We start from the raw sequence: 22,990 nt of genomic DNA on the forward strand, positions 1-22,990 counted from the left end.
GCCTCAGGCCGCGCCGTCGGCCGGCGGGCGCGCGAAGTGGCCGGCGAACACCAGGGCGCGTTCGCCCCGGCGCGAGCGCGCGCTGACCACCACCCGCACCGGACCTTCGCCCGGCGCCGGGCGGTGCCGGAACTCCCATCCCGAATGGGCCAGCCGCGCATCGCCCAGCACCTGCGCGACATCCTCGCGCAGCCCGCCGGTGCAGCAATCGAAGGCCACGCCGTCGACGCTGGCCTCCACCGCATCGAGGGCGCCCTCGTCGAGCGACGCGGCCCAGCCGCGCAGGTACAGCGTGCCGTCCGGCAGGCGCCGGCGCTCGTCGGCCCAGCCCCAGGGACCGCGCCGGAACGCCTGCAGCGCGCCGTAGTCGCGGCCCGGCGCCGCCGCCACCAGGTAAAGGTCCTGCTCGTGCGCCAGGCCGCGCGGGATGCGGTGGTAGCCGTGGTCCGCGCCGCAGGTCCGGGCGATGGTCGCGGCGACGAAGGCTTCGGTGACGTAGGTGGTGCCGTAGACCGCGGTGTCGAGGTCGGCGATCTCGCTTTGCGGGAAGAACAGGCAGCCGCTGTCCGGCATCGCCTGCGCCGGCGGCAGCAGGCAGGCGTCGTGGACGCTGAAGCACAGCACGCCGTCCGGCGCGAGGCAGCCGTGCAGGCGCCGCAACCAACCCTCGAACAGCGCCGGCGGCAGGTGCGAGAACAGCGAGGCGACCCAGATGAAGTCGAAGCGGCGGCCGGGCTCGAACCGCGCGGGATCGGCCGGCGACGCCACCCCGGCCACGCCGAAGGCCTCGCGCACGAAGGCCAGGGCCTCGGGCTGGATCTCGGCCGCCAGCAGCCGCGACGGCGGCTGCACCAGCGACAGGAAGCGCAGCAGCCGGCCGAAGCCGCAGGCGAAGTCGAGCACCTCGGCCTGGCCCGCGTCCGCGCCGAACAGCCCCGCCATCACCTGCCGGGCCGCGTGGTACTGCTGCAAGGCCACGTTGAAGTACTGGCCGAAGGACGCGTTCGCCTCCCGATGATGGGCCAGCGAGTGCGCCAGCATCTGGTCGTCGGGATGGATGCGCAGGCTCAGCCGCTCCGGCCCGACGCCCGGCGGCAGGTCCGCCGCGTGGCGCCACACCGCCTCGCGCAGCACCGGATCAAGGCACAGGCGCTCGGCCTGCGCGCGCAGGTCGGCCAGGTCGACCCCGCCGTTCAAATCCGCTGCAGCCGGAAGGCCAGGCCGTCGACGGCCGGACGCCCTTCGGCCTCCAGCATCTCCAGCGCCCCGTCGGGCTGCACCCAGAACCAGCGGCCCGGACCGTCGGGATCGAGCCGGTAGACCTCGGCCGGCTGGCCCTGGATCACCGCGCCCTCTTCGCGCCAGTCGCCTTCCTGCACGAAGCGGTTCTCGCCGCTGCCGCCCAGGTAGGTTTCCTCGAGCACGTAGCGCGCGCCGTCGGGATCGGCGCGCAGCTGCAGCCGGGTCTGGATGCCATCGCAGTCGGCGCAGGGCAGCACGCCCAGCCAGGTGCGTTCGAAAGCCTCGGCCGGCGCGGCGTCCGCCGCCGGATCGGCCGGCGTGGGCAGGCGCGAGACCGAGCCGTCGGGCGCGCGATCGCAGCCGGTCGCGGCCAACAGGCCGGCCAGCAGCAGGGCCGCGCCGGCGGAACGGCGGAAACGCAGGGCAGTCATCTCGGGCTCCAGTGGGGACGCCCGTCTAGCTTCTCACTGCCGGCGCACCCTCGTAACCCCGTTGCCCGGGCCCGGTCGTTGAAGGCTGTGCCCAGCCCAACCCAGAGGTGCCCCATGGTCACGCACAGCCTGCCCCAGCCCCAGCCCTCGCCGTTCGCCGCCGTCGATGCCAAGCGCATCGCCGGCAACACCCTCGCCCTGGTCCTGCACGCGGCGGTGTTCGCGGTGCTGTTGGTGCCCAGCACCTGGACGCCGCCGGCGAAGCCGGAACCGAAGCCCATGACCGTGCTGCCCACGTGGGTACCGCCGGTGGAAATCGAGGTGATGCCCGCCCCGCCGACCCAGATCGAACGGCCGCGTCCGCGTCCGGATCCCAGCCCGCAGCCGGTGCTGCAGCCGGTGGCGGTCGACCCCGCGCCGGTGGTGGAGGTCGGCAGCGAACCGGCCTACGACGTCGATCCGGGCCCGCCGGTCGAAGACAGCTTCGATATCGGCACGCCGCAGGTCGCCACCCTGGCCTACGACGTCTACCCGGCCCCGCGCTATCCGCGCCAGGCCCTGCGCAGCGGCGCCACCGGCACCGTGCTGCTGCGGGTGCTGGTCGATGAACAGGGCCGGCCGCAGGAGGTCGTGATCGAGACCAGCAGCGGCCACCGCGAGCTCGACCGCGCGGCCCGCGACCAGGTGCTGGCGAAGTGGCGCTTCCACCCGGCCACCCACCAGGGCCGGGCGATCCGGGCCTACGCGCTGGTGCCGATCGGCTTCGACCTGCCCTGAACGAGGCGCTCACGCCGGTTCGACGGTTCGCCTTCACAATGGGCGATCCCCGAACCGGTGCCCCCCGATGAACAAGCCCCTGATCGCCTGCGCCCTGCTCCTCGCCGCCGCGCCCGTCCTGGCCCAGTCGGCCGACGACACGCGTCCGCCGCCGCCGCGCTGGACTTACGGCGTGCTGGCCGCGGACCGCGACGCGCCCTACGTCGGCCTCGACGAGGGCCTGCTGGTGGTGCCGCTGGTGCGCTTCGAGGGCGAGCGCGCCTACCTGCGCGGCCTGCGCGGCGGCTGGCGCCTGCGCGAGACCGACACCCACGAGCTGGCGGTGTTCGCCCAGGTCCGCACCGACGGCTACGACCCCGATGATTCCGCCTTCCTGGCCGGCATGGCCGACCGCAAGTTCTCGCTCGACCTGGGCATCGCCTCGGCCTGGACCATCGACAAGGTCGGCGTGGTCGAAGCGGCGGTGTCGGCCGATGCGCTCGACCGCAGCGGCGGCTACGAGGCCGCGCTGTCCTGGAACGGGCTGTTCCGCGCCGGCGGCTTCACCTTCGTCCCGGGCGTGTCGGCCAAGTGGCAGTCGGACGACATCATCGACTACTACTACGGCGTGCGCGCCGGCGAAGCCCTGCCCGGCCGCGCCGCCTACCGCGGCGAAGCGGCGGTGACGCCGGACCTGTCGCTGCTGGTGCAGCGCAAGCTCGGCCCGCGCTGGACCCTGTTCGCGCGCGCCAGCCACGCCTGGCTGCCGACCGAGATCAGCAACAGCCCGATCGTCGGCGACGACAACCCCACGTCGATCTTCCTGGGCCTGGGCTACTCGCCGGAGTAAGCGCTCAGGCGTCCAGCACCACGCGGTTGCGGCCGTCGCGCTTGGCCTGGTAGAGCGCGGCGTCGGCACGCGCCACCAGGTGGTCGGGCGCCTCGTCGCGTGCCGCCTGGGCGGCGCCGATGCTCACGGTCACCGGCTCGTACGGCCAGGCCGTCTGCTCCAGGTCCTGGCGGATGCGCTCGGCCACCCGCAGCGCGCGCTCGCCGTCGATGCCGGGCAGCAGCACGGTGAACTCCTCGCCGCCGTAACGCGCCGCCACGTCGCCGGGCCGCAGGGCCGCCTGCAGCGCCCGGCCGACCAGGCGCAGCACCTCGTCACCGGCCGGGTGGCCGTGGCTGTCGTTGTAGGCCTTGAAGCGGTCGACGTCGATCATCAGCAGCGAGAACGCCCGGTCCTCCTCGCGACGCTGCCGCGCCAGGCCATCGATCGCCGCCTGGAACGCACGGCGATTGCCCAGCCGGGTCAGCGGGTCCGTGTTGGCGTCCTCGCGCAGGCTGCGCACCATCCGGCGCTCGCCCTCGATCCGGTCCATCAGCGTACTGACCGACCAGACCAGCCAGGCCACGACGCTGCCCGACGCCACCGCCAGCAACGTGAGCGTGGCCTGCGGCGACAGCAGCTCGTGCGACAGCAGGCGCTGCGCCAGGAAACTCAGCAGGCTCGGGATCAGCAGCGACGGCAGCAGGGCCCGCCGCGCGAGTGCGCCGCCCAGGCTGTCGGCCGACAACACGCGCATCAGGCCTTCCTCGGGCCGTGCGGCCAGCCAGCCCAGCGACAAGACCAGCAGCACCATCGCCGTGTGGATGGCCACCGGGAAGAAGGGCGTCACCTGCGTGCGCGAGCCGACCTGGTAGCCAAAGGTGGACATCGCGTACAGCCCGATCAGCACCACCAGCAACGCCGCGGCCTGCGCCAGCGTGCGCCCGCGCTCGCTGCACACCGCCAGGCCGCACACCCCAAGCAGGACCAGGGACGTTGCCGTCAGCTCGGACATCCGGCCCGGGATGCGCCCGCGCACCAACGCCTGGCCATCGGGATGGAACAGCGTGTCGATCCCCAGGCTGACGCCCGTGGCGAACTCGAAACCAATCGCCAGGCCCAACAGCAGCACCGCCAGCGACAGCAGGCCCGAGAGCGGGAACCGCGGCTGCCGCCCCTGGCAGGCCAGCAGCGCAAGTCCGCACAGCGCCAGGCCAATGGCGGTATTGATCTTCATGGTGGCCTGGCCCGGGACCAGGGACTTGAGCGTTTCGTTGCCAATCGCCCAGCCGAGCAGCACCACCAGGGGCACGACCACCGCGAACACGCCCGCGGCACGCGCGAACCGGCGCAGGCCGCGCAGGACGCGTGGATTTGGCGGCAATCGCAGCGTTTCGGGCAAGTCGACTCCCCTTGCGGGACTTTGACGCCAGACTAGCCCAGCCGAACCGTGCCGACCAGCGCGCCCGCGCCGGTCACAGCACGTCCGGCGGCGTGTCCAGGGCGCAGCGGTCCAGCGCCGCCAGCAGCGCGGCGTCGTGTTCGATGGTCGGCAGCTCGTGCACGAAGAACCAGCGGCAGGCCGCCAGCTTGCCCGCGTAGAAATCGCGGTCCGCCGCGGACGCCGGCGTGGCCGCGCTGGCCACCTGCGCCTGCCGCAGCCAGGTCCAGGCGATGGCGACGTGGCCCACCAGGCGCAGGTAGCGCGAGGCGTTGGCCAGGGCCAGGCGCACCTCGCCGCGGGCCATCGCCTCGCCCAGGGTCGCGGTGGTGCGCGCCACCCGCGCGGCGGCGCGGGTAAGCGCCAGCGCGTGGTCGGCAAGCGCAGGGTCGGTGCCGGCACGCGCCGCCGTGGCGGCGATCGCGCGCAGCAGCAGCTTCAGGGCGGCGCCGTTCTCCATCATGGCCTTGCGGCCCAGCAGGTCCAGGGCCTGGATGCCGTTGGCGCCCTCATGGATGGGGTTGAGGCGGTTGTCGCGCCAGCACTGCTCCACCGGGTACTCGCGGGTGTAGCCGTAGCCGCCCAGCACCTGGATGGCGAGGTCGTTCGCCTCCAGGCAGGCATCGGCGGACCAGGCCTTGACCACCGGCGTCAGCAGTTCAAGCAAGCGATGCGCGTCGGCGCGCTCGCCGGCGTCGGGGTCGTGGCCGTGCGCGTCCACCAGGGTGGCGGCGTGCATCGCCAGGCCCAGCGCGCCCTCCACCCGCGCCTTCTGCTGCAGCAGCATGCGGCGCACGTCGGCGTGCTCGATGATCGCCACCGGCGGCGAGGCCGGGTCCTTCTGGTCCGGATGCCGGCCCTGCCGGCGCTCGCGCGCGTACTGCAGCGCGTACCGGTAGCCCGCGCTGCCGAGCATGATCGCGCCGACGCCGACGCCGATGCGCGCCTCGTTCATCATGTGGAACATCTGGGCCAGGCCCTGGTGCGGCGCACCGACGAGTTCGGCGTGGCAATCGCCGCGCTCGCCGAACTTCAGGAAGGTGTTGACGATGCCGCGCTGCCCCAGCTTGTGGTTCACGCCGGCCAGCTGCACGTCGTTGCGCGCGCCAAGCCTGCCGTCGGCGTCGACGCGGAACTTCGGGACGATGAACAGGCTGATGCCCTTCACGCCGGGCGGCGCGTCCGGCAGCCGCGCCAGCACCAGGTGGACGATGTTCTCCGACAGGTCGTGCTCGCCGCCGCTGATCCACATCTTGGCGCCGGTGAGGCGATAGCTGCCGTCGCCGGCGGGCTCGGCGCGGGTGCGGATGTCGCCCAGCGAGGACCCGGCCTGCGGCTCGCTCAGGCACATCGTGCCCAGGAAGCGGCCCTGCAGGATCGGCGTGCGGTAGCGCGCGCACTGCTCCGGCGTGGCGTGCGCCTGCAGCAGGTTGGCGACGCCGCGCGCCAGCAGCGCGTAGCCGGCGGTGGCGACGTTGCTGGCGGCGAACATCGCGTCGCAGGCCAGGGCCACGGTGTAGGGCAGCTGCATGCCGCCCTCGCCGGCGTCGGCCAGCAGGGCGCTGAAGCCGGCCTCGGCATAGGCGTCCAGCGCCTGCTTCACCGCCGGCAGGATCTCGACGCGGCCATCGGCGAAGCGCGGCTCGTGCTCGTCGGAGGCGCGGTTGTGGTTGGCGAATTTCGCCAGCGCCAGCTCGGCGGCGGCATCGAGCGTCGCATCGAAGGTTTCGCGCGAGTGCTCGGCGAAGCGCGGGTGCCGGCACAGCGCGGAGACGCCTTCGACCTCGTGCAGCAGGAAGTCGAGGTCGCGGCGGTCGAAGGGAGGCGGCGTGGTCATGGGTCGGGTCCGGCGGAGCGAAGCCTGAAGCCTAGCAACCCGCGGGCGTCGCCGCGGCGCGCTCGCGCAGGGCCGCGACCGCGGCCGGGATGCCGGCGGGCGCGTCCACCGTCGCCACCCGTTCGCGGTGCGCCGGCTCCAGGCCGTTCTCCAGCTCATGCGCCCAGGTGACGTGGTAAGGCATGTGCACGCCCCAGCCGCCCAGGCGCACCACCGGCTCGATGTCCGAGCGCAGCGAATTGCCGACCATCGCGAACCCCGTCGGCGCGATGCCGAACTCCGACAGCACGCGGGTGTAGGCGCGGGCATCCTTTTCCGAAACGATCTCGATCCGGTGGAACAGGTCGGCCAGGCCCGAGGCGGCGACCTTGGCTTCCTGGTGGAACAGGTCGCCCTTGGTCACGAGCACCACCGGGCACTCGGCCGCCACCGCCTCGACCGCCGCGCGGATGCCCGGCAGCAGCGCCACCGGATGGGTCATCACCTGCTTGCCTATGCCGACGATGCGATGCAGGTCGGCGGCCTCGATGCGGCCGCCGGTCACTTCGAACGCCGCTTCCAGCATCGACAGCGTCATGCCCTTGGCGCCGTAGCCGAACAGCTTGAGGTTGGCGCGCTCGGTCGCCAGCAGGCGGTCGTGCAGGCCGGCGTCGGCCAGGTCGACGTAACGCCCGACGATGGCCTCGAAGGCCCGGTTGGCGTCGCGGTAGTAGTCCTCGCTGTGCCAGAGGGTGTCGTCGCCGTCGAAGCCGATGAGTTCGATCATGCCGGGGTGCCAGGGTCGCGGAAGCGCGCAGTCTACCGGCGCGCCGCCGCCGCCGCGATGCGGCATGATGGCCGCCAGACGCCCCCCGAGGAGCCCGCCATGAAACTCGCCGCGACCGCCCTGGCCCTGCTGGTGTTCGCCACCGGCACCGTCCACACCGCCCAGGCCGAGGACTGGAAGGACCGCCTCAAGCGCAGCTTCGACCGCCGCGGCAGCGCCGTCACCGAACAGGACGCCGCCGGCGGCATCCGCGAGGCCATGGCCCAGGGCGTGCAGCGCGCGGTGCTGCAGCTGGGGCAGCGCGACGGCTTCTACGGCGACGAGCGCCTGCGCATCCGCGCGCCGGGCCAGCTGCGCAAGCTCACCGACACGGCGCGCCAGCTGGGCGCCGGCAAGCAGGTGGATGCCTTCGAGCTGTCGATGAACCGCGCCGCCGAGGAAGCCGTGCCGCTGGCGGCCGACGTGTTCGCCGACGCCGTGCGCGAGATGACGGTGCGCGACGCGCTCGACATCGTCCGCGGCGAACCCGACGCCGGCACCCGCTTCTTCCGGCGCGTCACCGAGGACCGGCTGCGGGCCGAATTCCTGCCCATCGTCAGCGAGGCCACCGCCGAGGCCGGCGTCACCCAGCGCTACAAGGCCGTGGTGGGCCGCAACAGCGGACTGATCAACGCGCTGGGCGGCGGCGAGGCGGTGGACCTGGACCGCTACGTCACCGACGAGGCCCTGGACGCGCTGTTCGAGGTCGTGGCCGAACAGGAGCGCGAAATCCGCGAGGACCCCGCGCAGCGCTCCACTGAACTGCTCAGGAAAGTGTTCGGCAGCCGCTGAGGCCCGATCAGAGCCCGGGTTCGGGCTGGAATTCGCTGCCGCCGATGATCACCTGGCCCGCCACGAGCGTGTAGACCGCATCGTGGCGCCGGCCGAACACGGCCTGCACCGCCTCGTCCAGCGACGCGCCCGGCGCGCTGCCGAACCAGTAGCGGCCGCAGTCGTCGCCCATCGCCACCGAGCGCTCGAGCCGCGACGGCCCCAGGCCCTGGCCGGTGATGCGCTGCGGCTGGTCGCCGCTGGCGAAGATGGCGGTGACCCGGGTGTCCGGCGACACCCGCACGGCCCAGGCGCTGGCATCGGGCGCGGTGAGCAGCAGGGCGATCTCGCCGGGCACCTGCACCTCGACCCGGCGGATGGTTTCGCGGCCCGGCTCGGCGTCCTCGCCCGGCAGGCCGCCGTCGACCACGAACAGCTTGCCCGGCACCGGCAGCGCCAGGCCCGGGAAATGGCAGCGGCTCCAGTCCGGACCGGCCGGCGCCGGCGCGGTCACCACGATGGGCGCGTCTTCGACCGGCGCCGGGGCTTCACGGCTGCAGCCAGCCACCGCCAGCAGCAGGGCAAGTCCGGGGGCGGCGCGGAAAACGGGCGTCATGGCGTGGATCCTGGAGGCAATGCCGCCAGCATAGCGGCCCCGCGCCGGGCTGCCACCCCTCAGGGATGCTCGGCTTCGGCGTGGATGCGCTCGCGACGGATCAGGTAGATGCCGCTGGCGACGATGATGCCGGCGCCGGCGAACGTCCCGCCGTCGGGCAGCGCCTGCCAGATCAGCCAGTCCAGCCCGAGACCCCAGGCCAGCGCGCTGTACTCGAACGGCGCCACCACCGAGGCTTCGCCGCTGCGGAAGGCCTCGGTGATCGCGACCTGGCCCAGGAAGCCGGTGAAGCCGACGCCGGCGATCACCCAGGCATCGCCGGCCTGCAGCGGCACCCAGTCCGGCCACGCCAGCGCGCCGGCGCCGGCGCCGGTCATCAGCAGCATCCAGAACACCATGCTCTGGCCGCTGTCGGTCCGGTGCAGCACCCGCACCAGGATCGAGGACAGCGCATAGGCGCTGGCCGACACCAGCACCGCCAGCCCGGCCAGCGTCACCACGCCCTCGCCGGTCGGGCGCAGCACCACCAGTACACCCAGCAGGCCGACGAAGATCGCGGTCCATCGCCGCGGCCCGACCTTCTCGCCCAGCAGCGGCACCGACAGCGCGGTGATCATCAGCGGCGCGACGAAGAACAGGGTGTAGGCGCCGGTGAGCGGCATGCGCTTGAGCGCGTAGGCAAACGCCGCCAGCATCACGATCGACAGCGCGCCGCGCAGCAGGTGCAGCGGCCAGCGGATGCGCAGCAGCGCCAGCGCGCCGCCGGTGGCCAGCACCCAGGCCAGCACCAGCGGCAGCGACGACAGGCCGCGGATGGCCGCCACCTGCATCGGCGGATAGTGCGTCGAGAGGTGCTTGAGCCCGCCGTCCATCAGCGAGAACAGGCCCACGGCCAGCAGCATCGCGACGATGCCGCGCAGGTTGGTCTTCGATTCCATGCCCGTATTGTGGGGCATGGCGGGCGCGGATCAGGTGCCGGTGGTCTCCGTCACCGGGGCCACCGGGGCGTCCGGGTCGCGGCAGGTCCGGATCACCCAGCTGCGGATGCGCTCGCGCTGCGACTGGGTGAGCTCGAGCCAATCCATGTCGCGGGTGGCGTCCTGGAAATCGTGGGCGAGCGTGCATTCGCTCTTGGTGGCGGGCCGCTCGGCCGGGGCGGCGGCCGCGGCGGCGCGGGCCTGCTCCTCGCGGGCCAGTTGCTCGGCCAGCCGCTCGAGGTTGGCCAGGCGGGCGGCCTCGGCGGCGCGGGCGGCCTCGGCTTCGGCCGCGGCGGCCTGGGCCGCGCGCGCTTCCGGGGTCGGCTCGGGGTCGGGGGCGGTGTCGCGCTTCCAGACCTGGGTCATGCCCTTGGGGCAGGGCTCGGACTGGATGCTCACCGCCCCTTTCTCGCCGGTGCATTTGTACAGCGACTCGGCCCCGGCCGGCGGCGCCAGCAGCAGCGCGGCCAGGCCAGGGACGAACAGGAACGGCAGGCGGATCATCGGCTCACTCCCGGGGGACACGGGGCCAGTGTGCCCCGTGCCCCCGCGCGGCGAAAGTCAGGGCGCCGGCGGCGGGGTCGCGGCGCCGTCGCGCAGGTACTTGTCGAGGAAGGCCAGGATGCGGCCGTAGCCCTCGATCTGGTTCTTCTTCTTGCTGAAGCCGTGGCCCTCGTCGTCGAACACGACGTATTCGACCGGCACGCCGCTCTTCTGGACCGCGGCGACGATGTCGTCGGACTCGGGCTTGATCACGCGCGGGTCGTTGGCGCCCTGGAGCACCATCAGCGGCACGTTGATCTTGTCGGCGTGGAACAGCGGCGAGGTCGCCATCAGGAAGTCGCGCTGGGTCTCCGGGTTGCCGACCTCGACGTACAGCGCCTCGCGGAAGGACTCCCAGTACGGCGGGATCGACTCGAGCGTGCGGATCCAGTTCGCGACGCCGAAGATGTCGACGCCGACCTTGAACTCACCCGGCTGGAAGGCCAGCGCCGACAGCACCATGTAGCCGCCGTAGCTGCCGCCGATGATGCCGATCCTGTCGTCGTCGACGTAGTCGAGGGTCTGCAGGTACTTCTTGGCCTCCACCGTGTCCCACAGCGGCTCGCGGCCGTGCTTGCCGTCGTCGGCGGCGAAGAAGGTCTTGCCGTAGCCCGAGCTGCCGCGGTTGTTGATGCCCAGCACCACATAGCCATGGTTGGCCAGGTACTGGATCACCGCCGAGTGCGCCCGCGTGGTCTGGCCGCCCGGGCCGCCGTGCACCCACACCAGGGCCGGCGCCGGGGCCTCGGCCGTGGCCTGGTGCGGCTTCCAGAGGATGTTGGGGATCTCCATGCCGTCGAAGCTGGTGAAGCGCACGACGGTCGAGTCGACCAGGTCGGCCGGGTCGATGGCCGGGTTGAGCGAGGTGGTCAGCTGCTTCGGCTCGCCGCCGAACTCGAGCACGTACAGGTCGTTGGGCTGGCGGTCGCCGTTGAGGTAGAAGGCCATCTTCGTCTCGGAGTCGGCGATGCGCAGGCCGCGGATCTCCCCGGCCGGCAGCGCCGGCAGCGGCTGCTCGGCACCGGTGGCGGCGTCGTGCAGCTTCACGCGGGTGCTGCCGTCGACATTGGTGGCCACGGCCAGGTACTTGCCGTTCTTCGAGAAGTAGGCGGCCACGATGTCCCAGTCGGCCGACTGCACCGGCTCGTGCGCCCAGGTCGCGAGGTTCACGCGCCGCAGCTGCGCGAACTCGCCCTGGTCGTTGGCGGTGTAGTACAGCCACTGGCCGTCCGGGCTGAAGTCCTGGGCGTTGAACGCGGCCTGGCCCTCGTGCTGGGAGACCTTCGTGGATTCCCCGGTGGCCAGGTCGACCACGTGCAGGTCGCTGTCGTTGGTGGTGTTCGACTGCGCCAGCGCCAGCCAGCGGCCGTCGCCCGAGACGACCGAGGGCTCCAGGCCGGTGGTGTTCTCGTAGACGCGGGTGCGTTCGTAGCTGGCGCTGTCGTAGCGGTAGACGTCGAAGTAGCGCGGGTCGCGCTCGTTGGTGATGACGTGGAAGGCGCGGCCGTCGGCGCTGAAGCCGAGGAAGCCGGCCTTGAGGTCCTCGCCCGGGGTCAGGTCGCGCTCGCTGCCGTCGGCTTCGATCACGTAGAGGTGGTCGAGCTCGTTGCCGCCCTGGTCGCGGGTGACCAGGGCGCGGTCGTCGTTGGGGAAATAGGCGACGGCATAGCTGTTGTCGGTGTCCGAGTCGGTCACCGCGGTCCACTCGCCGCCGGCGACGGGCATCGAATAGGCGTTCCAGACGCCGCGGCGGTTGGACGAGAACAGCAGGCGGGTTTCGTCGGCGTTGAACGAGGCGCCGCTGACGCCGGTGGAGGCGACGAAGTCCTCGATCGCGTACTGCTTCGACGGCCGCGCGACGGCCTCGGCGGCGGCGGCGGGCGCGGCGGCCTCGCCTTCGGCCGGGGCGGGCGCCGGCTGGCAGGCGGCCAGCGACAGGGCCAGGGTGATGGCGAGCGGAAGCGCAGTGCGGCGGGCGAGCGACATGGCGGGACTCCGGTGGGTGGTGGGCCGACTCTACGCCGGGCGGCGGGCGCTGCCCAATCGCCCGAAGGTCACGCCGGGCCGGGGTCTCGGAAGTGGGGTCGCGGGCGTGCGGCGCGGCGGGCCGCCGCACGGGCCAGGATGTCCCGCCGCGCGCCGGCGTCGGCCGCGCCCCAGCGCAGGATCTCGTCCAGGTGCCGCCCGCAGCCGATACAGACGTCGGCGTCGTCCAGGCAGCAGCTCCGGACGCAGGGCGACTCGGGCAGCGGCGGGGTCTTGTCCACGCAACCAGCTTACGCCCAGCTGCGAAAAGGGGTCAGCGTCATTATTTGTTTCAAACGAATAATGACGCTGACCCCTTTTTTGCCTCAGTAGTAGTCGTGGGAGGGCACCTGGAGGGCGCCCATCAGGTGCGAGAAATCGTGCAGCCGGCCGGCGATCAGGTGGCTGACGCCGTCCACCTTCTCCCAGCGGCCGTCGACGGCCAGCAGGCGGGCGTTGGCCAACTCGCGGCGCTGGCGTTCGCCCAGGTCCTGCCACACCACCACGCTGACGCTGCCGTCCTCGTCCTCGAGGGTGACGAAGGTGACGCCCTTGGCCGTGCCCGGCCGCTGGCGCAGCGTCACCAGCCCGGCGTGGCGGACGTGGACGCCGTGCGGCAGCGTCGCCAGCTCGCGCGAGGGCCGGCAGCGCTGCGCCCGCAGCTGCTTCCTCAGCAGCCGCAGCGGGTGCGGGCCCAGCGTGGTGCCGGTGCTGGCGTAGTCGGCCAGCACCGACTCGCCGGCGGTGGGCGGCGGCAGCGCCACGCGCGCTTCGGGCGCGGCCTCGAGCCCGGCGAACAGCGGCAGGCTGGCCTCGATCCCGCTGGCGGCCCAGCGCGCGCGGTTGCGGTGGCCGGCCAGGCCGCGCAGCGCGTCGGCCTCGGCCAGCCGGTCGAGCGCGCGCCGATCGAGGCCGGCGCGATGGGCCAGGTCCTCGAGGTGGCGGAACGGCGCGCGGGCGCGGGCGATCATCACGCGCTCGGCGGCTTGGCGGGGGAAGCCGAGGATCTGGTTGAAGCCCAGCCGTATCGCGGGCTGGGAAAGCTTCGCGCCTGAAGGCGCGCCTACAGGTGCTCCTACGGGGGCGCCTGTAGGAGCGCCTTCAGGCGCGAAGCTTTCCAACGTGCACTCCCAATCGCTGAAGCGCACATCCACCGGCCGCACCGCGACCCCCTGCCGCCGCACCTCCTGCAGCAGCTGGTTGGGCGTGTAGAAGCCCATGTGCGTGGGCGTGTTGACGAGCGCGCAGGTGAAGGCCGCCGGTTCATGGCACTTGAGCCAGCTGCTCACGTACGCGACCAGCGCATAGCTGGCGGCGTGCGACTCGGGGAAGCCGTAGCTGCCGAAGCCCTTGACCTGTTCGAAGATGCGCCCGGCGAAGTCGTCGTCGTAGCCGCGCGCGCGCATGCCGGCCAGCAGCCGTTCGCGGTGCGGCTCCAGGCCACCGTGGCGCTTCCAGGCGGCCATCGAGCGGCGCAGCTGGTCGGCCTCGCCGGGCGTGTAGCCGGCGGCGACCATGGCGATCTGCATCACCTGCTCCTGGAACAGCGGGATGCCCAGCGTGCGGCTGAGCACCTTCTCCAGCGCCGGCGACGGATACACCACCGGCTCGCGTCCCTGCCGCCGCTGCAGGTAGGGGTGCACCATCTTTCCCTCGATCGGGCCGGGCCGCACGATCGCCACCTGCACCACCAGGTCGTAGTAGCAGGCCGGCTTGAGCCGCGGCAGCATCGCCATCTGCGCGCGGCTTTCGATCTGGAACACGCCCACGGTGTCGGCGCGCTGGATCATGGCGTACACCGCCGGGTCCTCGGCGGGAATGTCCTGCACGGTGAGGTCGCGCCGGCCGCTGGCGCGCAGCAGCTGCAGGCAGCGGGCGATGGCGCCGAGCATGCCGATGCCCAGCACGTCCACCTTCATCAGGCCGAGGGTGTCGAGGTCGTCCTTGTCCCACTGGATGACGGTGCGGTCGGGCATCGCCGCGTTCTCCACCGGCACCAGGGTGTGCAGCGGCGCGTCGGAGATGACGAAGCCACCGGGATGCTGGGACAGATGCCGCGGGAAGTTCAGCAGCTGGCCGGTGAGCACCAGCACGCGCTTCACGGTGGCGTTGTCCGGGTCGAAGCCGGCTTCGCGCAGGCGCTCCTCGGCGGGCAGCGCGCTGTCCCAGCGGCCCAGCGTGCGCGCCAGCCGGTCGACCTGGTCGGGCGACAGGCCCAGCGCCTTCGCCACGTCGCGGATCGTGCTGCGGCCCGAATAGGTGGTGGCGATGGCGGTCAGCGCCGCGCGCTCGCGGCCGTAGCGTTCGTAGATGTACTGGATCACCTCCTCGCGCCGGGTCGCGTCGAAGTCGACGTCGATGTCGGGCGGCTCCCGGCGCTCGCGCGAGATGAAGCGCTCCATCAGCATGCCCACCCGCGCCGGGTCGACCTCGGTGATGCCCAGCACGTAGCAGACCACCGAATTCGCGGCCGAACCGCGGCCCTGGCAGAGGATGCCGCGGCCGCGGGCGAAGCGGACGATGTCGTGCACGGTGAGGAAATAGGACTCGTACTGCAGGTCGGCGATCAGGGCCAGCTCGGCGTCGATCTTGCGCCGCACTTCGCCGGGCACGCCGGCGGGCCAGCGCCAGCGCGCGCCCTGTTCGCTCAGTTCGCGCAGCCAGCTGCTGGCGGTGTGGCCTTCGGGCACCACTTCGCGCGGGTATTCGTAGCGCAGCTGGTCGAGCCCGAAGCTGCAGCGATCGGCGATGCGCACGGTTTCCGCCAGCAGCTCGGGCGGGTAGACCTGGGCCAGCAGCTCGCGCTTGCGCAGGTGGCGTTCGCCGTTGGGGAACAGGCGGTCGCCGGCGGCCCGCACCGTGCAGCGGTGGCGGATGGCGGTGACGGTGTCCTGCAGCGCGCGCCGGCCGCGGGCGTGCATGTGCACGTCGCCGGCGGCCACCAGCGGCAGGCCCAGCGTGGCGCCGAGCTCGCGCAGCTGCCGGAGCCGCGCGGCATCGTCGGGGCCACGGTGCAGCTCCACCGCCAGCCAGGACCGGCACGGGAAGTTGGCTTCCACCCAGGCGCCGTGCGCCGCCACCGGTTCGGCATCCGGCACCCACAGCGCCAGTACGCCACCGGTGTCGCCGGCCAGGTCGGCCATCGTGAGCCGGTACTCGCCCTTGCGCATGCGCCGGCGACCGAGCGTGATCCACTGGCACAGGCGCTGGTAACCGGCCAGGGTCTCGGCCAGCAGCACCAGCTTGGGCCCGCGTTCGAGCTGCAGCTCGGTGCCGGTGATCATGGCGATGCCCGCTTCGCGCGCGGCTTCGTAGGCCCGCACCACGCCGGCCATCGAAGCCTCGTCGGTGATCGCCAGCGCCCGGTAGCCCAGCGCCTTCGCCCGCGCGAACAGCTCCTTCGCCGAACTCGCCCCCCGCAGGAAGCTGAAGTTGGAGAGACAGTGCAGCTCCGCATAGCCTAAAGCGGTACCAGGTTCATTTTCTTTTTCGATGAGACAGCCTGGTGGGCGCGCACCAGACTGTCTCATCGAAAAAGAAAATGAACCTGGTACCGCTTTGGGCTCCGCTTTGGGCTTCATGCGAACCAGCCGTGGAGCATGAGGGGGCTCGTTTCGCCGGGGGCGCAGAAGGCCCAGGCGCGCTGGCCGCGCGAGGTTTCGACCACGTAGTAGTCGCGCTGCACGTCGCCGCCGTCCCACCAGCCGGTTTCGATCCGCTCGGGGCCGGCCAGCAGGCGCGGGCACGGGTCGCGCAGCGGGATCGGGCGGTGCAGCAGCCAGGTCGGGCGCGGCAAGGCGGGGCCGGTCGGCGCCGGTTCGGCCACGCCCTCGCGCGGCCGGAAGCTGCGCTCGGGACGGTGGTCGGCCACCGGCTCCAGGCCGTACACCGACTCGTTGCCCAGCCGCGCGCGCAGGCGTTCGCGCAGCGCCGGCCAGTCGACCGCCTGCTGCGGCCGCGCCTCGAACAGCTCGCGCGCCGCCGGCACGAACGGCGGCAGCTCGCGCGCCAGCAGCCGCAGCGTGCGCACCGGCGCCGGCACCGCGACCCGCTCGAGCCGCCCGCGCGCGAGTTCGAACAGCATGCCCGGCTGCCGCTCCGGCGCCAGCAGGCCGACCACGACCTCGGTGTCGTCGCGACCTTCGTGGCCCAGGCGCAGCACGAAGCGCGAGACGCCACCATCGCGGCCGGCCAGGTAGGCCGCGAGATCGGCCGTGAGCCGCCGCAGCGGGAACAGCAGCGCCTGCGAACTCTCGACGTCGTGGTTGAGCTCGATCTTGGCGTCGAACAGGTCCGGCGGCTGGTACTGCGGCAGCGGCTCCGGCGCCTGCCCCAGCAGGCGGTCGAGGTGGTCGAGCAGGCCGACGCCATGGCGCTTGCCCAAGGCCGCCCGCGGCAGCGCGAACACCTGCCCCAGCGTGCGCACCGCCATCCGCGCCAGCACCGGCGCCACCCCGGCCGGCAGCCGCGCGCGCCCCACCGGCACCGCCGCCAGCGCGCGCCGCAGCGCATCGTGCGAGGTGACCGCCAGGCCGTCGTGGTGCGCGGCCAGCACCGCGGCGCCGACCGCACTGGGCGCCAGCGCGATGCGGTGCCGGAACCCCAGCGCCCGCAGGTCTTCGCGCAGCGCCGCCTCGAACCGCGGCCACGGCCCGAACAGCCCCAGGCTGCCCTGCACTTCCAGCAGCACCGCGCCCGGCAGCGCGGTGCTGACCTGCGAGCTGTAGCGATAAGCCCAGGCCGCCAGGAACTCGCGCGCCCGCGCCAGCCGCGCCGGATCGTCGTCGACCAGCCGGACGCCTTCGCACAGCGCCTCGGCCGCCGCCACCGGCTGGCCGCGATGCAGGCCGCAGGCGGCCGCGGCGTCGTTCACGGCCGACAGCACCCGCCGCGGCCGCGGCCCGCCGACCAGGGCCAACGGCGCCTCAGGCGAGGGGTGGCGGCGAAGGACGGTGTCCAGCGCCAGGTGCGGCAGCAGCAAGCATGCCCAGAGCATGGCGCGCCCGCATCAGTGCAGCGGGAAGGGAACGGGCTGCGCCGGCGCCAGGCCGCCGCGGCACTTGAGCACGCGCAGCTGCCCGGCGTCGAACTGCAGCCGCAGCGCCGCCGGCGACGGCTGCGCGGCCACGCGCGCGTCGCGGAAGGCGAACACCAGCGCCTGCCCGCTTTCGGCCGCCACCTGCAGCCGGCGCAGCGCGCGGTCGTCGGCCTTTTGCGGCCAGCACAGCACCGCCGACAGGCAGCCCGCGCGCAGGCACTGCTCGGTCGCCCAGAGCGCATCGCGCGCATCGGCCGACACCAGGTGCAGGCGCGCGATGTCGACGCCGGCCGCACGCCAGGCCCGCGGATTGGGCACGTAGGGCGGCGCCACCAGGGCGATGTCGCGACCGGCGCCGGTGTGGCGGGCCAGCGTGGGCAGCACCAGGCGCAGTTCGCCCAGGCCGTCGGCCGGCAGCAGCACCTCCACCAGCGCGGCCTCGGGCCAGCCGCCGGCGGGCAGCGCGGCGTCGAGCGCGGCGTGGCCGCTGGGCTCGGTCGCGGCAGGGCGCGCGGTCGGCTGGCCGCGCCAGAGCCGGCGGTCGGCCAGCAGCGTGTCGAGGGAAACGAGGGCGCCCACCGCTAGCCCCTTCGCACCAGGCCGCAGTACAGGCCTTCGATGGCGAACTCGGCGTCGGCCGGCACCTCGATCGGCGCGTAGTCGGGGTTGCGCGGCATCAGCAGGATGCGGTCGCGCTTGCGCCGCAGGCGCTTGACGGTGATCTCGCCGTCGATGCGCGCGACCACGATCTGGCCGTCCTCGGCCACGTCGCTGCGGTGCACCGCGATCAGGTCGCCGTCGAGGATGCCGTCGTCGCGCATCGAGTCGCCCTTCACCCGCAGCAGGTAGTCGGGCTGGGGGAAGAAGGCCGCGCGGTCGAACAGCATCTGGCCGTCGTGCCCCGCCGCCGCGCCGATGGGTGCACCCGCGGCCACGCGGCCCAGGATGGGCAGGGAGAGCATGTCGTCGCGGCGCGTGGCCTTGCGCGACGCCGCCGCCGGCAGCCGGATGCCGCGCGCGCGGCCCGGCAGCAGCACCAGCGCGCCCTTGGCCTCGAGCGTGCGCAGGTGCTTGTGGGCGGCGCTGTCGTGGATGCCGAAGGCGCGGGCGATCTCGGCCACCGAGGGCGCACCCTCGGTGCGCAGCCGCTGGGCGATGAAGTCGTACAGGGCCTGCTGGCGGGGGGTCAGGTCGGGGCTCATGGGTGAATATTTATACACCTTGGCGGGCGGATGTCACCTCCTTCCGGAAGCGCCAAGGGATTCAACCACTTGCCTGTCTCACGGGATGAGCCGGCGCCCGGCCCCGGGGGCCAGGCGCCGGATCCCGGCGGCGATCACTCCGCCGTGTTGGCCTGCAGGAAGGCACCGATGCGGTCGAGCATCGCGGCGCGGGCCACCGAGTCGACCAGGCTGTGCTCGAGGCCTTCGTACACCACCAGCTCGCTGGGCTTGCCGGCCGCGCGCAGCTGCTTGTCCATCTCGCGCGAATGGCCGACCGCGACGTTGAGGTCCATGTCGCCATGGAACATCAGCACCGGCGCCTGGATCCGCGCCACGTTCTGCAGCGGCGAACCTTCGACGGTGTGCTTGCCGCTGCCCACCATGTCCACCACCAGGTTGCGGCCGACGTAGTTGCGCGCGTCCGACTTGAGCATCTCCAGGTCGGTCACCGGCGCGATCGCCACCAGCGCCTTGAACATCCCCGGCTCGGTCACGCCGGCCTGCAGCGCCGCGTAGCCGCCGTAGGACCAGCCGACGATGGCCAGGCGGTCGGCGTCGGCGATGCCCTGCGCCACCAGCCAGCGGGCGCCGTCGGTGACGTCGCCGATCGAGGTGCGCCAGCCCTGGAAGCCGTTGCGCTGCAGCCAGGCGTCGCCGTAGCCGGCCGAGCCGCGGTAGTTGGGCTGCAGCACCGCGTAGCCCTGGTTGGCCAGGTACTGCGCCAGCCAGTCGAAGCCCCACTCGTCGCGGGCGCTGGGGCCGCCGTGCGGCAGCAGCACCGCCGGCAGGCCGCGGGCGTCGGCCTTGCCCGGCGGCAGCGTCAGGTAACCGGGGATGGCGGTGCCGTCGCGCGCCGGGTAGCTCACCGGCTTCACGCTGGCCAGCGCCACGCCTTCCAGCGACGGACGCGCCACCAGGATCTCGTTGAGCGCGCGCGCGGTCTTGTCGAACACGAAGTAGCGGCCCGGATCCGAATCGCTGCCGGCGTGGATCAGCAGCTTGCTGTTGTCGGCCGACGAACCCAGGAAGTCGACCGCCGGCAGGTTCGGCAGCGCCTTGCCGAGCGCGCGCGACAGGTTGCCGTACTCCTTGTCGAAGTAGATGGCGTGGCGCTTCTCCTCGGCATAGGTCAGGCCGATCACCTTGTCGCCGCGGCCGATGCGCAGCACGCCGTCGACGTCGACGCGATCATTGGCGTAGACCAGCTCGGTCGCCATCGAGCCGTCCAGCTTCACCCGGTAAAGCGCCAGGCGGCCGTCCAGCGGCTGCAGCGCGTAGGCGCAGCCGCAGCTGGCGTCGACGGCGACCGGCGAGAGGCCCATGCCGCCGTCCTCGACGGTGGAGAACGGCTGCCACTCGTCCGAGCCCTCGGGACGGTAGCGATAGACCATCTTGTTGGCCAGCTGGCTGGTGGCGCCGACGCCCGGGCGGTAGCCCTTGATGCGGACCTTGCCGCGGCCGTCGGTGATGTAGAAATCGGCGTCCTTGGCCGGGCCTTCGACCCGGCTGGCCTCGAGCGTGGCCAGGTCGATGCGGTCGACGCCCAGGCCGTTCTCGTTGCGCACCATGCGCGTGTTCATCTTGCCGGCTTCCGGGATGTACTCGCGGCTCATCAGCACCGCGCCGGGCTCGTCGGGCAGCCAGTCCAGGACCTCGCCGTTGAACTGGCGCAGGCGGGCGTCGAACTGGCTGTCGCGCTGGCCGAGCATGCCGCCGTTCTTGCCGTCGGTGTCGATGGCGACCAGGCGCGAGTACGGGATCAGGATGCCGGCGCTGTCGACCAGGCCGGTGATCTGGCAGACCAGGCGGGTGTCGGTGGCGAAGTTGCACCAGCGCAGGCGGTCGGGGTCGGCGCCCGAGGTCATCACCAGGCGCGGCGGCGCGCTGCCGTCGAGGCTGGCGACGAAGACCGAGGTGACCCGGCCGTGGCCGGGCGTGAGGTAGACCACGTACTGCCCGCTGGGCGAAATGTCGGCGTGCTCGATGTTCTCGCGGGTGCCGAACAGGGCACCGGCGGTTTCCTTCGGCGCCGGGGCGGCATCCTGCGCCAGCAGGGAAGCGGGCGCCGCGACCGCGGCCAGGGTGATGGCCGAGGCCAGCAGGAGTCGTTTCATCGGGCTTGGTTCCAGGCAACAGGGAGCCGGCAGGGTAGCCACCCCGGCCGGCACCAACAACCCGAAGGTTTCGCACTGGCGCGCGGCCGCGCCCTTCACACGGCCGCGTGTCTTCACATGATCGCGGCCGGCGGCGGGCCGCGGCGGCGTCAGCGCGTGGTCCGCAGCCGCGGCCGCAGCGCATCCAGGCGCGATTCGTACAGGGCCTGGTCGGCGGCCGTGCTGGCGTGGTCGCGGGCGATCTGCAGGTGCTTGCGGGCCGCATCGATCTCGCCCAGTTCGAACAGCGCGGCGGCCAGCCAGGCGTGGAACTCGTGGTAGGAGGCCGCGCGCTCGACCTCCTTCTCGAAGTTGTCGCGGGCCGTCGCGAAATCCTTCTCGGCATAGGCCTTCATGCCGATGTCGAAGTAGTGGAACGGCGGCACCGCCTCGATGCGGCGGACGCGCTCTTCCAGCCTGGCCGCCTCGTCGGGGTTGCCGGCATCCCGCAGCACCCGCGCCAGGTTGGACATCGGCACCGTGTTGCCCGGCTCGCGCGCGACCGCGTGCCGCAGGATCAGTTCGGCCTCGCGCAGGTGGCCGCGGCGGCGGTAGATCACGCCCAGCGTGTTGTGCGCGGCCAGGAAGCCCGGATCCTGTTCGACCGCGGCGCGTGCCCACCAGTAGGCGTCGTCGAAGCGGCGCGCCCGCACCGCCTCGGCGGCCTTGTTGTTGAGGTACATCGCGATGATGGTTTCCTCGCGCACCACCCGCGCGCGCTGCCGGCCCTGGCCGCTGGCCGGGATGAAGTCGACCGTCAGCGGCTCGTTGGCCAGGGTCACCATGCGGCCTTCCGGCGCGGTCGGGCGCAGGGTCAGGTTGATGTGGTTGCTCAGGTACACGATGCCGTCGCTGCGCGAGACCGACTGTTCGGAGAACACGCTCTGGTACTGCACCTGCAGGCCCAGTTCCTTGGCGAAGGCCGAGGTCATCAGCACCAGCGACAGGCAGTTGCCCGAACGCGCGTCGAAGGCCTCCGCGGCGTTGCGGGTGACGGTGGAGTCGTATTCGAGCTTGAGCTGGGCGCTGGAGTAGAGCGCGTCCACCAGTGCGTTCTGGCGGTTCTTGCTGCGCAGCTGGCTGGCGATCTCGGTGTCGAGGTACTCGCGCATGCCGGGGCTGAGCGCGAACAGGTCGCCGGCGCCGATCGGCTCCGAGGGCGGGGCGAACAGCGCATCGGGGAACATCGGGTTGGGCCCGGTGGCGCGGGGCGCGCTGGCGCAGGCGGCCAGCAGCAGCACGGCCAGGCCCAGCGCCGCGGTGCGAACCCACTTCATGGCCGATCCCTCCACGTCCGTCGCCACCTCGCCCTGCCTGGTCGGGCCCAGCCTATGCCCTGCGGCGCCGGGTGGAAACCTGCCGATGGTCCCGGGCGGGTCGCGCCGCTCAGGCCGCGGCGACAAATCCGGCCGCCACCCGGCCCACTTCCGCGAGGATCGCGTCGCGGCCGGTCGCGTCCAGCGGCGGCGCCTCCAGGTAGGCCGTCACCAGCAGCGGGCCGCGCCCGGGCACCCAGGCGATGGCGACGTCGTTGGCATTGCCGGTGTTGTTGGTGCCGGTCTTGTCGCCGATCCGCCAGTCGGCGGGCAGGCCGGCGCGCAGGCGGCGGTCGCCGGTGCGGGTGGCGACCAGCCAGTCCGCGAGCTGGCGCCGCGATGGCTCCGACAGCGCATCGCCCAGCAGCACCGCCTGCATCGAGGCCAGCATCGCGTCGGGCGTGGTGGTGTCGCGCGGATCGCCGGGCGCCGCCTCGTTCAGGGTGGGCTCGTTGCGGTCCAGGCGCGTCACCTCGTCGCCCAGGGAACGCACGAAGGCCGTGAACCCCGCCGGGCCGCCGAGCCCGGCCAGCAGCAGGTTGGCGGCGGTGTTGTCGCTGATCGTGATGGTGGCCTCGCAGAGTTCGGCCAGGCTCATGCCCGGCTCCCCCAGGTGCTTCTCGGTCACCGGCGACCACGACACCAGGTCGCCGGCCCCGAACACCCGCCGCCGGTCCATCCGGTCCTCGCCGCGATCGGCCCGGGCCAGCACCTGCGCCGCCAGCAGCAGCTTGAAGGTGCTGCACATCGCGAAGCGCTCGCCGCCGCGGTGCGAGACGCGCCGGCCGCTGGCCACGTCCAGGATCGACACGCCCAGCCGCACGCCCTGGCGCTGCTCGAGGTCGCGCAGGCGCAGCAGGGCGGACTCCGCCGGGTCGAGGCCAACGCAGCCCCAGGCGCGTCGCGGCAGCGGGGCAAGCGCGGCGGCGGCGAGGGCCGAGGCGAGGAAATGGCGGCGGCTGGCGGTCATGGTGCGTCCCACTTCGT

General features: G+C 72.8%; 20 protein-coding genes. 3 read left to right on the forward strand and 17 right to left on the reverse strand.

Going from position 1 to position 22,990, the window contains the following annotated elements; genetic code table 11:
* Positions 1-3 precede the first annotated feature (3 nt).
* Together VFQ84_RS03900 and VFQ84_RS03905 are read right to left on the reverse strand one after the other, a co-directional pair.
* A complete protein-coding gene (locus VFQ84_RS03900; RefSeq protein WP_325129412.1) occupies positions 4-1,197 on the reverse strand; it encodes a class I SAM-dependent methyltransferase in 1,194 nt (397 codons plus the stop codon).
* Positions 1,194-1,673: a copper resistance protein NlpE gene (locus VFQ84_RS03905; RefSeq protein ID WP_325129414.1), complete on the reverse strand. Its 480-nt coding sequence runs from the start codon at positions 1,671-1,673 to the stop codon at positions 1,194-1,196. Before VFQ84_RS03905 ends, VFQ84_RS03900 begins: the two co-directional genes overlap by 4 nt.
* Positions 1,674-1,787: 114 nt before the next feature.
* On the opposite strand from VFQ84_RS03905, the gene VFQ84_RS03910 reads away from it, so the two are divergent.
* Both VFQ84_RS03910 and VFQ84_RS03915 read left to right on the forward strand, forming a co-directional pair.
* Entirely contained in the window at positions 1,788-2,450 is a 663-nt protein-coding gene (locus VFQ84_RS03910) for a TonB family protein (RefSeq protein ID WP_325129416.1), read from the forward strand.
* A 67-nt stretch (positions 2,451-2,517) separates the two neighbouring features.
* Entirely contained in the window at positions 2,518-3,279 is a 762-nt protein-coding gene (locus VFQ84_RS03915; RefSeq protein ID WP_325129418.1) for a MipA/OmpV family protein, read from the forward strand.
* Between the two features lie 4 nt (positions 3,280-3,283).
* On the opposite strand, the gene VFQ84_RS03920 is transcribed toward VFQ84_RS03915, so the two are convergent.
* From VFQ84_RS03920 to VFQ84_RS03930, 3 genes are all read right to left on the reverse strand, one after another.
* Positions 3,284-4,642: a GGDEF domain-containing protein gene (locus VFQ84_RS03920; protein WP_325129420.1), complete on the reverse strand. Its 1,359-nt coding sequence runs from the start codon at positions 4,640-4,642 to the stop codon at positions 3,284-3,286.
* A gap of 91 nt (positions 4,643-4,733) precedes the next feature.
* Positions 4,734-6,536, reverse strand: coding sequence for an acyl-CoA dehydrogenase (locus VFQ84_RS03925; RefSeq protein ID WP_325129422.1), 1,803 nt, complete (start codon positions 6,534-6,536; stop codon positions 4,734-4,736).
* A 31-nt stretch (positions 6,537-6,567) separates the two neighbouring features.
* Positions 6,568-7,302: an HAD family hydrolase gene (locus VFQ84_RS03930; protein WP_325129425.1), complete on the reverse strand. Its 735-nt coding sequence runs from the start codon at positions 7,300-7,302 to the stop codon at positions 6,568-6,570.
* A 99-nt stretch (positions 7,303-7,401) separates the two neighbouring features.
* Here VFQ84_RS03930 and VFQ84_RS03935 point away from each other — a divergent pair, with 99 nt between their 5' ends.
* On the forward strand, positions 7,402-8,133 hold the full coding sequence (locus VFQ84_RS03935; protein WP_325129427.1) for a DUF4197 domain-containing protein: 732 nt from the start codon (positions 7,402-7,404) through the stop codon (positions 8,131-8,133).
* 7 nt (positions 8,134-8,140) lie between these two features.
* Here the strand turns inward: VFQ84_RS03935 and VFQ84_RS03940 are convergent, their stop codons facing one another.
* The 12 genes from VFQ84_RS03940 to bla form a co-directional block, all read right to left on the reverse strand.
* Positions 8,141-8,728, reverse strand: a complete 588-nt coding sequence (locus tag VFQ84_RS03940; protein ID WP_325129429.1) for a hypothetical protein — start codon at positions 8,726-8,728, stop codon at positions 8,141-8,143.
* 59 nt (positions 8,729-8,787) lie between these two features.
* Positions 8,788-9,666 (reverse strand): DMT family transporter, encoded by an 879-nt coding sequence (locus tag VFQ84_RS03945; RefSeq protein ID WP_325129431.1) that lies wholly within the window; start codon positions 9,664-9,666, stop codon positions 8,788-8,790.
* A 30-nt stretch (positions 9,667-9,696) separates the two neighbouring features.
* Entirely contained in the window at positions 9,697-10,209 is a 513-nt protein-coding gene (locus VFQ84_RS03950; RefSeq protein ID WP_325129432.1) for a DUF4124 domain-containing protein, read from the reverse strand.
* A gap of 57 nt (positions 10,210-10,266) precedes the next feature.
* Entirely contained in the window at positions 10,267-12,234 is a 1,968-nt protein-coding gene (locus VFQ84_RS03955) for a S9 family peptidase (RefSeq protein WP_325129434.1), read from the reverse strand.
* Positions 12,235-12,302: 68 nt separating this feature from the next.
* Entirely contained in the window at positions 12,303-12,515 is a 213-nt protein-coding gene (locus VFQ84_RS03960) for a DUF1289 domain-containing protein (RefSeq protein WP_325129436.1), read from the reverse strand.
* An 84-nt stretch (positions 12,516-12,599) separates the two neighbouring features.
* A complete protein-coding gene (locus VFQ84_RS03965; RefSeq protein WP_325129438.1) occupies positions 12,600-15,803 on the reverse strand; it encodes an error-prone DNA polymerase in 3,204 nt (1,067 codons plus the stop codon).
* Between the two features lie 47 nt (positions 15,804-15,850).
* Positions 15,851-17,269 carry a DNA polymerase Y family protein gene (locus VFQ84_RS03970; protein ID WP_325129439.1) on the reverse strand — a complete coding sequence of 473 codons (1,419 nt, stop codon included), beginning with the start codon at positions 17,267-17,269 and terminating at the stop codon, positions 15,851-15,853.
* 12 nt (positions 17,270-17,281) lie between these two features.
* Positions 17,282-17,890 carry a translesion DNA synthesis-associated protein ImuA gene (gene imuA / locus VFQ84_RS03975; protein ID WP_325129441.1) on the reverse strand — a complete coding sequence of 203 codons (609 nt, stop codon included), beginning with the start codon at positions 17,888-17,890 and terminating at the stop codon, positions 17,282-17,284.
* Between the two features lie 2 nt (positions 17,891-17,892).
* On the reverse strand, positions 17,893-18,513 hold the full coding sequence (gene lexA, locus VFQ84_RS03980; RefSeq protein WP_325129443.1) for a transcriptional repressor LexA: 621 nt from the start codon (positions 18,511-18,513) through the stop codon (positions 17,893-17,895).
* A 134-nt stretch (positions 18,514-18,647) separates the two neighbouring features.
* The gene (locus VFQ84_RS03985) at positions 18,648-20,648 is read right to left on the reverse strand and encodes a S9 family peptidase (RefSeq protein WP_325129445.1); all 2,001 of its coding nucleotides are present in this window, start codon (positions 20,646-20,648) and stop codon (positions 18,648-18,650) included.
* A gap of 149 nt (positions 20,649-20,797) precedes the next feature.
* Positions 20,798-21,964, reverse strand: a complete 1,167-nt coding sequence (locus tag VFQ84_RS03990) for a tetratricopeptide repeat protein (protein ID WP_325129447.1) — start codon at positions 21,962-21,964, stop codon at positions 20,798-20,800.
* Between the two features lie 109 nt (positions 21,965-22,073).
* The gene (gene bla / locus VFQ84_RS03995; RefSeq protein ID WP_325129449.1) at positions 22,074-22,973 is read right to left on the reverse strand and encodes a class A beta-lactamase; all 900 of its coding nucleotides are present in this window, start codon (positions 22,971-22,973) and stop codon (positions 22,074-22,076) included.
* Between the last annotated feature and the right edge of the window lie 17 nt (positions 22,974-22,990).

This window comes from Arenimonas sp. (genome assembly GCF_035721105.1).
GTDB lineage: Bacteria > Pseudomonadota > Gammaproteobacteria > Xanthomonadales > Xanthomonadaceae > Arenimonas.